The following is a 12,299-nucleotide window of genomic DNA, read 5'->3' on the forward strand; positions in this document are numbered from 1 at the left end:
AGATTGTTACAAATTTACATAAATCTACTTATTTGCTCTTAAAATATACTAATATTTGAAAAAAGTAATTAAATATCATATAATATAAAACATCGGCTTAAATCGTCAATTGGAATATATTATTTAAGTATGATAAGTTTTATAATATTCCAAATAACATAATAGAAAAAGGAGAAAATAAGTAATGCAAAAAACATCTGAAGTAAGTAATGAAAGATATTTAGAAGTAATGGGTTTTATTGAAGAGGTTTGTAAAAACAACTTAAATGAAGAATATTTGTTTCTTGCAGAGAGCTTATGTAAAGAAATATTTGAATTAAAAGAAGGCAATTTAAATAAAGGAAAAGCAAATTCATGGGCATGCGGAATTGTACATGCCTTGGGATTAAAAAACGGGTTATTTACAAATAAGATAGGTATAACTATTAAGGCTGGAGATTTATATAAATTATTTGATGTAAGTAGTAGTACGGGTCTTTCAAAATCAAAAGAAGTGAGGACGTTAATAGATTTAGAAGAGGATAAATGGTTGATAACTTGTAATAAAAGTGATTATATAGATAATTCAAAAACAGTAGATAATGAGATAAAGTGTGAAGAAAAACAAAAAGAAAAAATTAAGGAAGAAACATTAGATGAGGTTTGCGTTTCAAAAGTAGAAGCTGAGATCATAGAAGATGAGGATTTAAAAAAAGCTAATAAGATAGCTAATGAGGCATGGAATCAAAAAAATTACAAGAAAAAAGCAAAATTAGCCAAAGAAGCATTAAAAATAAGCGAAAATTGTGCGGAAGCTTATATAATATTATCATATGACAATTCATTAAGTATAAATGAACAAAAGATCTTAGTACTAAAAGCAGTAGAAGCTGCTAAAAATGTTATAGGTGAAGAAAATATAAATAAATATATAGGAAAATTCTTAGACTTAGAGGTTACAAGACCTTACTATAGTGCTAAATATAGACTTGGAAATTTATTATGGAATATAAATGAAAAATTAGAGGCTATAAAAGAGTTTACTGATTTAATAAATCTAGATCCAGAAGATAGATTATTAATAAGAGGAGTATTACTTTCATGGCTAATTACAGAAAATTTAGATGAAGAAGTTTTAAATGTGTTAAATAAATATAAAAATGATTACTTACCATCTACAAAATTTTCAAAAGCGCTTTATTTATTTAAGATAGGAAAATTAGAGGAAGCAGAAAGAGCTTTAAGAATTGCAAATGCTTCTAATCCATTTGTTATAGATTATATAATAAAGCAAAAAAGAATCCCTACAAATCCACCTGAACTTAAAAGTTTAGGTACAGAAGAAGATGCAGTATACTATATGAAAAATGCAGAAACAGCTTGGAATTCAGTAAATGGGGCAAGAAGCTGGGTAAAGGAATTGAAAAATAGACTATAGAAATAGATTATAAAATAGACTATTGTGTATTTCGGCGATAATGTTAGTCATTACACAATAGTTTTTTTTTATAAGAAAGAATCGACGAATTTGGATAAAAAACAACAAAATAATGAAATTGATATGTAAATATAAAAAATATATAATTTAGAAATAAATTATATGGATGGTGAAATATGGACATAACAATAATAATTAGTATTATATTTTCTTTCGCTTGTATTATAGTAGGTTTTCTTTTAGAAGGAGGGGTATTAGGAGCTTTATATCAATTCACAGCATTATTGATAGTTGTTGGAGGAACAATAGGAGCAGTTGGTGTTGCATTTCCAGGAAAGACTTTAAAAAGGTTTCCAAAGGTTTTTAGCATAGCATTTAAGAAGAGAAATAGCAACCTTATAGAAAATGTAGAATTTTTTAAGGAAATTACAGTGAAAACAAGAAAAAATGGATTATTAAGTTTAGAAGCAAATTTAAATAATCCAGAAACAGATACTTTTATCAAAAAAGGTCTACAAATGATTGTAGATGGAGTGGATCCAGAGATTATGAAAGGATCATTAGAGACAAGATTAGAACAAATTTCAGAAAGGCATCATCAAGGAATTTCTATTTTTGAAGCTGCAGGTGGGTATGCGCCAACAATGGGGATTATAGGAACTGTTATGGGGCTAGTTCAAGTTTTAAGTAATTTAGATGATCCAAGTACATTAGGACCAAAGATAGCAGTAGCATTTATTGCTACTCTTTATGGAATAGGAACTGCTAATTTAATTTGGTTACCTATAGCAAATAAGCTAAAAATTTTAAATACTGAAGAAATAATCGAAAAAGAAATGTGTATTGAAGCTTTACTCTTAGTACAAGCTGGTGCTAGTCCAAGCTCTATAATAAGTAAAATAGAAGGGTTTTTAACTGAAGAGGACATAAAAAAGCTTGAATCAAGCGAGGGTAAATAGATGAAAAAAAGAGTGGAAAAACCAGAAAATCATGAAAGATGGTTGCTTACATATTCAGATCTTATAACTTTACTTATGATATTTTTTGTTGTACTATATTCTGCTTCTAGTGTGAATGAGTCAAAGTATAAGCAGTTGGCTACTTCTATGGGAGATGTATTTACAGGTAGATATTCAGTTCTAGGAAGTGCTGAAAATTCAGGTAGTTCAAGTGATGAGCAAGGAGAGTTAAAACCATTAGTTCAAACAGAAGAGGAAAAATTACAAGGTATAGAATCTCAAGTAAATGATATAGTAAAGGATTTAGAGTTAGAAGGAAGTGTAACTACAAGTATAGAAGAAAGAGGTCTTATTATAAGTTTTACTGATAATGTTTTTTTTGATAGTGCAAAGGCGGATATAAAAGAGGAGTTAAAACCTAAACTTATTTCGGTATCAAATATTTTAAATAAAATTGATAATTATGTAAGAGTAGAAGGACATACTGATAATTTACCTATAAGTACTTCGGATTACCATTCAAATTGGCAACTTTCATCTGTTAGAGCTTCTAATGTAGTTGAATTTTTAATAAGCTATGGATCCATATCTCCAAGTAGATTATCAGCTGTAGGTTATGGTGAGTATAGACCAGTTGCAGATAATACTGCAGAAGAAGGAAGAGCTAAAAATAGAAGAGTTGATATATTAATTTTAAATAATAAATTTGATAATATAGAAATGAATTAGGATATAGTTAAAGGACTGTAATTTTTAGTTACAGTCCTTTAACTATATTAGTGTATTTTCATATAAATTAATAATATTTATGAGAAGTTTATTATAACCTTCACAGTGAGATATATAATTTGGCATGTTTTTTTTATCAATTAAATATTCAATATTATCATTATTAGAATTGAAATATAAATCAAATAACTTTCTAAAATAAATTGAATTACAACCAGCATAAACTTTATTTATAATATCATCATCTGGATAAAAAGTTTTTTCTTTAAGTTTTTTAGATATAAAATAATAGATTATAGCAATAGAAGTTTTTTCTACTTGCCTATAGTCATATTTCTTTATATCATCGAAATCATTAATTAAATTTTCAAAAAAATTGAGCGTTGATGGATGTATAATTAAGAGATCTTTATTTAAAAAACTTAAAAGAGAATTAGTGAAAAAATAAATATTATTTAAAAAGTTCCAAAGATCATTTACGTCAAACTTTTCTAAAGTTATCCCATCTGCAATTTCCATATGTGTATCAGTAAGAATCCTTTTGCTTTCATATGGAATTTCTCCATTTCCACAAATAGTAAAGCTTCTAACTAATTCAAAAGCAATTCTAGAGTCTTCTTTTGCACCTATTGCATATTTACCATCACTGTTAAAGAAGTTAAGAGTAGTAATAGATAAATGAATAAGTGAAATTAAAGCTAAATATGAGTATTTAACATTGCTGACTCCGATACAAAAGAATAATATAAATACTGTAAAATCAAATACAGGGCCAATCCAAAGAAATATTTTAAGCTTTTTTAAAAGTATATTGTATTCTATTTTGGAGGATATTTTTATTGAGTTAAAATGTAATCTACTTGTCATATCACCTTGTATCAAAGGTTTAAATTTGAATTTAAATTTAGTACCATCTTTATAGAGAGTGAAGGGAATTACATGATAAAATGAACATTTAAATCCTAAAAATAAAGACACAACGTAATGGGAAAGTTCATGCAAAAATATAATTATATATTCTATAATAAAAACTTTTAAAATTAAAATAAGATACTGCAAAATCATCATCCTTAAAAATTCATCTTAATTATTAATATAGAATAATATAGTAAAAAAGTTCATATTTAAGCGAAATAAATCAGCATCAAAAAAGCTAAATAAAATATGTAATAGCTTTTTTGATGATGTATAGAAAATCTATTCTCAGCCTATCCTTAATTATCATAAAGCATTAATTAATTCTTTTAATAAGGTTTTAAAATCTGCTGAGAAGATAGATATTCGTTATTAAACTAACTTTTATTAATAATTCATTATAATGAAAAATTTAAATTATGCCTTTATAATTTATTGTTAATATTAGCTTGTACAAATGAATAAAAAATATTCTATAAATAAAAAGATAAAACTATAAAATAATATTAGCATTCATATTAATTTATTTTTTATATAATGAGTAAATAATCTGTTTTTTATATATAATATAAATTTATGTTATAATGAAGAAAAATTAGGAGGTGGCAATTATATGAACATACAAGTATTTGGAAGAAAGAAATGCTTTGATACAAAAAAAGCAGAAAGATATTTTAAAGAAAGAAAAATAAACTTTCAATTTATAGATATAGATATTAAAGGGCTTAGTAAAGGAGAACTTAATTCCGTTAAAAGGAATATTTCAATAAATGAACTAATAAACCAATCAAGTAAAGAATATAAAAATTTAAATCTAGATAAAATTAGAAGTAATGATATGAAAGAAGAAATTTTATTGAAAAATCCTAAGTTATTTAACTCGCCTATAGTTAGAAATGGAAATACAGCAACTCTTGGGTATAAGAAAGAAATTTGGGATTCATGGGAATAAGGTAAATAAAAACTAAAGGTGAAGCAAATGATTAAAATAAAAATACAAAAGGGTAAAAACGAAGAACCTATTTTTAAAATTAATTTAAAAGATGATGATATAGTAAAATTTCCTTTTTTAAAGAGAGCAATATTAGAGGGGAAAAAGATAACGGGAAGATATAATTATGAGGTTCCATTAAGATATTTTGTGCCAATAGTAAAAAATATAAAAAAAGATAATTTAGCAATTGATAAACTTAGTAAGTTAGAATTTTTAGAGTTTTTTGATGATTTTGAAGAAAAATACTATGCTAGTTTAAATGCAACCCCTAAGTTTATGAGATTATGGAGATCAGAAAAGTGCCCTAATATATTTAAAATTAAAATAGATCCAGAAAATCTTACGTTGACAAAGGAAGTAGCATTTAAGAAAATAAGTATAAAATTTGGAGAATTATAAAAAAGAATCAAGGCTTTTGCCTTGATTCTTTTTTATAATTAATGAAGGAGATGAATTTATATGGATTAGCCATAAAGCTAATAGCTATTATAATAATATGAATATAAATGTATAAATGTTACACATAAAATAATAAATTAATGATTTTTAACAATAAAAGATTGTAGAATATATGAATTAATGATCTTCTTTTTGTACTTCTATACAATTAAAGAAATATACGATTAATTATATAATTAATATGAAAAGCAAAAGCTAAATAAGTTTTGGAGGGATGTTTATGGAAAAAATATACAGTTACGGAAGAAGTTCTTTTAAAACAATTGAAGAAGGAAATGAGTTATCTTGGATGATTGGAAATGGAATAGGTGGATATGCTAATTGTACAGTTTCTGGGGGAAGTGCTATGATGCATCATGGATATCTAATAGCAGCATTAAATCCACCAGTTAATAGATATTTAATATTTACAAGAACTCAAGAGGAAGTAAGTATAAATGGTAGGACTTATGATTTAACATCTCAACAATATATTAATGCATCAAAAAATGGACAAGAGCACTTAGATAGGTTTAATTTTGATACGATTCCGGAGTATATTTATAGAGTAGAAGATGTGATAATTAAAAAAAGCATTTCAATGGAGTATGGATACAACACAACTGCAGTTTGTTATGAAATAGAAAATGGAACTGAAGATTTGACTTTCAAAATGATACCATTATTTAATTATAGATTATCAGGAGATTCTATTGAAAAATCAAATTTAAAATTCATTAAAGAAGTTGAAGGTAATAAACTTATTTTAACACCAGAAGAAAATAAAGATGTAAAAATTACCTTTTGTGCATCAGAAGGAGAATACTATGACAGAAGTTTAATACCTACTACAATAGCAACTCCTAATTATCTATTTGAAGAAAATCAATATTATATGATAGATAATAGAACAGGATTTTTAGGCATAGATAATCATTATACTCCATACGAAATTAATATAAAAATAAAGGCTAAAGAAACAAAAAGATTTTATGTAATATGTACTTTAGAAGAAGAAATAAATAAAACTGGATTTGAAATAGAAGAAGAATATAAAAAGAGAGCAGAAGATTTGGTAAAAAAAGCAGGCTATAAAGATGATTTTGCTAGTAATCTTGTTAAAGCTTCTGATCATTTTATAGTTAATAGAAATAGTACAGGACTTAAAACTATATTAGCAGGATATCCATGGTTTACTGATTGGGGAAGAGATACTATGATTGCCTTTGAGGGATTAGTTTTATGTACTAAAAGATTTAAGGATGCAAGAGAAATATTAGAGTCATTTTCTAAATATGTGAGGAATGGACTAGTACCTAATTTATTTCCAGATGCTAATACTGAACCTTTATATAATACAGTAGATGCATCACTTTGGTATTTTCAAGCCGTTTATAAATATTTAAAATATACGGATACTGATGAAGATTACAAGTTTATAGAGAAAAAAATATATGATAAACTAGTTGAGATCTTTAAAGCATATTCTACTAAAACAGATTTTTCAATAAGAATGGATGAAGATGGATTAATTTTTGCAGGTTCAGGCGTAGATCAAGTAACTTGGATGGATGTAAGAGTTGGAGATTTTGTTGTAACCCCAAGGCATGGTAAGCCTGTAGAGATAAATGCTTTATGGTACAATGCTTTATGTATAATGGAGGAACTTAGAAGTAAGTTTAATAAAGAAGATTTAAATTATAGAAAACTTTCATTGAAAGTAAAAAACTCATTTAATAAAAAGTTTTGGAATGAAGATAAAAAATGTCTTTTTGATGTAGTAGATGAAAATGATGATAAGATTCGTCCAAATCAGTTATGGGCAGTTTCATTACCATTTTCAATATTAGATAGAGAAAAAGAAAAAAGTATTGTTGAAGTTGCATATAAGCATTTATATTCAACTTATGGTTTAAGATCTCTTTCATTTATGGATGAAGAGTTCAAGAATAAATATATAGGGAAGTTATTTAAAAGAGATTTAGCTTATCATATGGGAACAACCTGGGGATTCTTAATTGGACCATTTATTACAGCTTATTGTAAAGTAAATGATTATAATGAAAAAGCTATAAAAAAAGCAAAAGAAATGATATCTGTATTTGAAGATCATATGAAAGATGGATGTATAAATGGAATAGCAGAAATATTTGATGGAGAATTTTCATCTACAAGCAGAGGATGCTATTCACAAGCTTGGAGTGTTGGAGAAGTGCTAAGAATATATTGTGATATTACTAAGGAATAATATTTTATATTAGCTTAAAGAAGATTTTATTAGCTAAATCATAATGTTTAGGAGATATAAAACTTTAAAAAGAGTTATATAATATATTTAGAACTTTAGGGATTAGAAATTATATTTATTTTATATGTTTCTTCTTTAAGTTATTAAGTGGACATAGATAAGTTTGAAGTGGCTTTTGCAAAAGGCATGGAGAAGTAAACTTATACATGTCTACTTTTTGTTTTTAAATTTGGGAGGAATGAGAATAATTATATCTTTTAGGTAGTAATATTATTTTTTAATAGTGATGCATATAAGATATTTGAAAATGATACAAAAAAATTCACGAAATTACATAAATATGTTACAATATAATTATATTTTTATAAAGTCTTTACGAAAGGTGAAAATAATAGTGAAAAAAATAATTAAAGTATCAAATATACTATTTGCTATAGCTATGGTTGTAAGCTTATATGGTTTTTATAAAATATATGAAGTAAGAAAGGATTTACCTGTGGGAGCATGTCCTATTGAAGATAATAGACCTATTTTGTATTTAGGAATTTTCTTCATGATATCTTCTATAATAGTATCTTATATAGAAGATAAAAAGATTGAAAAGCAAATTAATAATTAAATATTAATTATATGGTGAGGGAAAAGAAGTGAGACAGCGAATTAAGGGGAATTTCAAAAAGAAAAAATTAAGTACTATTAATACTACATATAAGAAACTTTTACATCTTTATAACATTGTAAAATTAAATTATGTTGTAGAGCTGAAATTAGGGGAAAGTTATCTATATGAAAAAGGGGACAATCTTGCTGAAATATTAGAAAATTATTTTATTGATGAAGGATACGATATAATAGTTGAGTGTTATACTGAAGGTAAAAATGCATATTTAATAATTGATTGTGAAGACGAAACAGAGAATATGTGGAATATGGTAAGTTTAATATATAGATTGTTAATAAAGTTTAATATAGAACATGAGGTAATTTGGTAATATCATTATGATAAAAATTATTAAATTGATATACTCGAATTGATAAATCTATAATAGTAAATATACCATTTATAAGAAATTAGGATTATCATTTTAATATTTATATGTAATAATAATGGATAAGAAATTATTTATATAGTAAAAATAAGGGGAAAAAGAAGAATATAGTAAATTAAGAGCCTATTAAAGTTTGGCACACTTATTGCTTTAAAAGTAAGTGAAACTTTAAAGGCTCTTTTAAGTTACAAATAATTAAACATATAGCTATGTGAAAATAATATGAAAAATTTAAACGATTACTTAAGTGATATAAAAGAATAGAACTATTATCAAAATGAGAATGCTTTTTCAATATGATAATAGCTATATATTCTCGAGTGATGTATTTAGTTTAAATTTAAAATTTACATGAGGGGGAATATATCATATGTTAGAGATGGGTAAAAGAAATAAGAAGAGCACTTCAATATTTGATGTAGAAGGGGTACCATCATTAAAGAAAGCCATGCCATTGTCTTTACAACACTTACTTGCCATGATAGTAGGAAATGTAACTCCAGCTATTATAGTTGCAGGTATTACAGGGATGGATTTAAGTGATAAGACTTTACTAGTTCAATGTTCATTGTTTATGGCTGGTATTGCAACATTAATGCAATTATATCCTATTTGGAAGTTGGGCTCAGGACTACCAGTTGTTATGGGGATAAGTTTTGCGTATGTACCAACTTTAACAGCTATAGGATCAGCTTATGGAATAGAGGCTATATTTGGCGCCCAATTAATAGGTGGTATAGCAGCTATATTAGTAGGTGCATTTATAAAGCCTTTAAGAAAACTATTTCCACCATTAGTAGCAGGAACTGTGGTATTTACAATAGGGTTATCATTATATCCTACAGCAATAAAATATATGGCTGGTGGAGCTTCAGCACAGGATTTTGGATCTCCTATAAATTGGTCTATAGCTATTGTTACTTTAGTTGTAGTCTTATTTTGTAATCATTTTACTAAGGGATATACAAAATTGGCGTCTATTTTAATTGGAATAATTGTAGGATATATTTTTTCTATAATAATTGGAAGAGTAGATTTTACAGCAATTACCAATGCAGGATGGATTCAAGTTCCAACACCAATGCATTTTGGAATTAAGTTTATACCTTCAGCTATAATATCTATGGTAATAATCTATATAGTTAATTCTGTGCAAGCTGTTGGAGATTATTCAGCTACAACAGAAGGTGGATTAGGTAGAGAACCAAAGGATACAGAACTATCAGGTGGAATAATGGCAAATGGAGTATCTAGTATAATTGGAGCATTTTTCGGTGGTTTACCAACAGCTACTTATAGTCAAAATGTTGGAATTGTTGCAATGACTAAGGTTGTAAGTAAGTATATAATTATGATAGCAGCTGTATTTATGTTAGTTGCGGGTTTTATACCAAAGTTTGGAGCTCTAATTACGACAATACCTCAAAGTGTTTTAGGTGGAGCAACTATTATTGTATTTGCAATGATAACGATGACAGGAATAAAAGTGATTATCAAAGATGAACTTTCAAGTAGAAATGTAAGTGTGGTTGGACTTTCGGTTGCTCTTGGAATGGGGATAACACAAGTTCCTGGAGCTTTAGATGCTTTTCCTAGTTGGGTAAATATGGTGTTTGGTAGCTCACCAGTAGTAATTACAACAATTACTGTAATATTACTTAATTTAATATTACCAAAGCAAACAATTGAAGACGAAGATAATGAAAGAAGTAAAATAGAAAGCTAAAGTAAAAGACTATATATAAAATCTAACCTTATATATAGTCTTTAATTTTTAAAAATTATTATAATTTAAATGAGTTTATGAGTTTATTTTATTTTTAATACCAGGAAATTAAAGTTTCTATTGTAGTTACAAATTTTTAAATACTTATATAGTAATGAATATTGCAAGTAATAGAAATTATTACTAAAGATATATAAGAATAGGGTTATTATCAATATGAGAAGAAATTTTTAAGTTGATAATTATCATATATTCTCGAGTGATGTATTGAGTTTAAATTAATAAATTTACATGAGGGGGAATATATTATTATGTTACAATTGGGAAAAAATAGGGCTGGAAGCACTTCGATTTTTGATTTAGATGGGGTACCTTCATTAAAGAAAACAATGCCGTTGTCTTTACAGCACTTACTTGCTATGATAGTTGGGAATGTAACTCCAGCACTTATAGTTGCTGGAGCTACGGGTCTTGGAGTAAGCGATACAACTCTCTTAGTGCAAGCATCATTCTTTTTGGCAGGAATTGCAACGTTGATACAATTATATCCTTTTTGGAAAATAGGATCGGGATTACCAATGGTAATTGGGGTTAGTTTTACTTATGTACCAACTTTAACTGCAATAGGGATGGCTTATGGTATAGAAGCTATTTTTGGAGCTCAATTAGTTGGTGGATTTGTAGCTATATTATTTGGAGCTTTTTTAAAGCCAATGAGAAAGTTATTTCCACCATTAGTCGCAGGAACTGTTGTGTTTTCAATAGGATTATCTTTATATCCAACAGCTATAAGATATATGGCTGGAGGCTCTGGTGTAAGTGATTTTGGTTCTCCAATTAATTGGGGGATAGCAATACTTACATTAATAGTAGTGATATTTTGTAATCACTTTACTAAGGGGTATGCTAAATTAGCTTCAATTTTAATTGGAATTGTTGTAGGATATGTCTTTTCAGTAGCATTAGGAAGAGTTGACTTTACACCGATAATGGAAGCTTCTTGGATACAAATGCCAACTCCAATGCATTTTGGAATTAAATTTGTACCTTCTGCAATAATATCTATTAGCGTAATATATATAGTTAATTCTGTTGAGGCTGTAGGAGATCTTTCGGCAATAACAGAAGGTGGACTGGGTAGAGATGCGAAAGATACAGAGATTTCTGGCGGTATAATAGCAAGTGGAATAGCAAGTGTAATAGGGGTTTTCTTCGGAGGGCTTCCAACTGCAACTTATAGTCAAAATGTTGGCATAGTTGCTATGACAAAGGTTATTAGTAAGTTTGTAGTAGCTATAGCAGCTTTATTTATGTTAATTGCAGGATTTATACCTAAATTTGGAGCTTTAATTACAACAATACCTCAAAGTGTTTTAGGTGGAGCAACTGTTATTGTATTTGCAATGATTACAATGACTGGTATTAAGATAATAATTAAAGATGAATTATCAAGCAGAAATGTGAGTATTGTTGGTCTTTCTGTTGCTCTTGGAATGGGAGTAACACAAGTTCCAGGAGTTTTAGATGCATTTCCAAGTGGAGTGGGTATGGTTTTTGGAAGTTCACCAGTTGTAATAACAACTATAGTAGTAATACTGTTAAATTCTATTTTGCCAAAGCAAACTATAGAAGATGAAGAGAATGAAAGAAATAAAATAGAAGGATAATTTGATTAATAAGGCCTATGCATAAAAAAGTAGAATTTTTATGCATAGCCTTTAATATATTTTAAGGCAATAACATAGTAAAATATTATAATTATATAATTAGTAAAATAATGGCATAAGAATTGCTATGAATAATATAATATAAGTAAAATACATG

The 12,299-nt window shown here is 27.1% G+C and carries 11 protein-coding genes; 10 read left to right on the plus strand and 1 reads right to left on the minus strand.

The annotated features are described in order from the left end of the window. Window positions 1-184 precede the first annotated feature (184 nt). The 3 genes from J2Z25_RS02065 (at window position 185) to J2Z25_RS02075 (ending at window position 3,105) form a co-directional block, all read left to right on the plus strand. Entirely contained in the window at window positions 185-1,417 is a 1,233-nt protein-coding gene (locus J2Z25_RS02065) for a DUF6398 domain-containing protein (RefSeq protein ID WP_209737931.1), read from the plus strand. A gap of 176 nt (window positions 1,418-1,593) precedes the next feature. Then, on the plus strand, window positions 1,594-2,376 hold the full coding sequence (locus tag J2Z25_RS02070) for a flagellar motor protein (RefSeq protein WP_209737933.1): 783 nt from the start codon (window positions 1,594-1,596) through the stop codon (window positions 2,374-2,376). Beyond that, a complete protein-coding gene (locus J2Z25_RS02075) occupies window positions 2,377-3,105 on the plus strand; it encodes a flagellar motor protein MotB (protein WP_209737935.1) in 729 nt (242 codons plus the stop codon). Between the two features lie 42 nt (window positions 3,106-3,147). On the opposite strand, the gene J2Z25_RS02080 is transcribed toward J2Z25_RS02075, so the two are convergent. After that, the gene (locus tag J2Z25_RS02080) at window positions 3,148-4,173 is read right to left on the minus strand and encodes a site-2 protease family protein (RefSeq protein ID WP_342451330.1); all 1,026 of its coding nucleotides are present in this window, start codon (window positions 4,171-4,173) and stop codon (window positions 3,148-3,150) included. A 460-nt stretch (window positions 4,174-4,633) separates the two neighbouring features. Between J2Z25_RS02080 and J2Z25_RS02085 the strand changes: the two genes are divergently transcribed. From J2Z25_RS02085 to J2Z25_RS02115, 7 genes are all read left to right on the plus strand, one after another. Further along, a complete protein-coding gene (locus J2Z25_RS02085; RefSeq protein ID WP_209737939.1) occupies window positions 4,634-4,972 on the plus strand; it encodes an arsenate reductase family protein in 339 nt (112 codons plus the stop codon). Between the two features lie 27 nt (window positions 4,973-4,999). Next, on the plus strand, window positions 5,000-5,413 hold the full coding sequence (locus tag J2Z25_RS02090; RefSeq protein ID WP_008678459.1) for a hypothetical protein: 414 nt from the start codon (window positions 5,000-5,002) through the stop codon (window positions 5,411-5,413). Window positions 5,414-5,693: 280 nt separating this feature from the next. Continuing rightward, window positions 5,694-7,700, plus strand: a complete 2,007-nt coding sequence (locus tag J2Z25_RS02095; RefSeq protein WP_209737941.1) for an amylo-alpha-1,6-glucosidase — start codon at window positions 5,694-5,696, stop codon at window positions 7,698-7,700. Window positions 7,701-8,094: 394 nt separating this feature from the next. Then, on the plus strand, window positions 8,095-8,319 hold the full coding sequence (locus J2Z25_RS18510) for a hypothetical protein (protein WP_242959478.1): 225 nt from the start codon (window positions 8,095-8,097) through the stop codon (window positions 8,317-8,319). 28 nt (window positions 8,320-8,347) lie between these two features. Beyond that, entirely contained in the window at window positions 8,348-8,692 is a 345-nt protein-coding gene (locus tag J2Z25_RS02105) for a hypothetical protein (RefSeq protein ID WP_209737943.1), read from the plus strand. Window positions 8,693-9,119: 427 nt separating this feature from the next. Continuing rightward, window positions 9,120-10,475 carry a uracil-xanthine permease family protein gene (locus tag J2Z25_RS02110; RefSeq protein ID WP_209737945.1) on the plus strand — a complete coding sequence of 452 codons (1,356 nt, stop codon included), beginning with the start codon at window positions 9,120-9,122 and terminating at the stop codon, window positions 10,473-10,475. A 311-nt stretch (window positions 10,476-10,786) separates the two neighbouring features. Next, on the plus strand, window positions 10,787-12,142 hold the full coding sequence (locus tag J2Z25_RS02115; protein WP_209737946.1) for a uracil-xanthine permease family protein: 1,356 nt from the start codon (window positions 10,787-10,789) through the stop codon (window positions 12,140-12,142). Window positions 12,143-12,299 lie beyond the last annotated feature (157 nt).

The organism is Clostridium tertium (assembly GCF_017873245.1).
Classification (GTDB): domain Bacteria; phylum Bacillota; class Clostridia; order Clostridiales; family Clostridiaceae; genus Clostridium; species Clostridium tertium.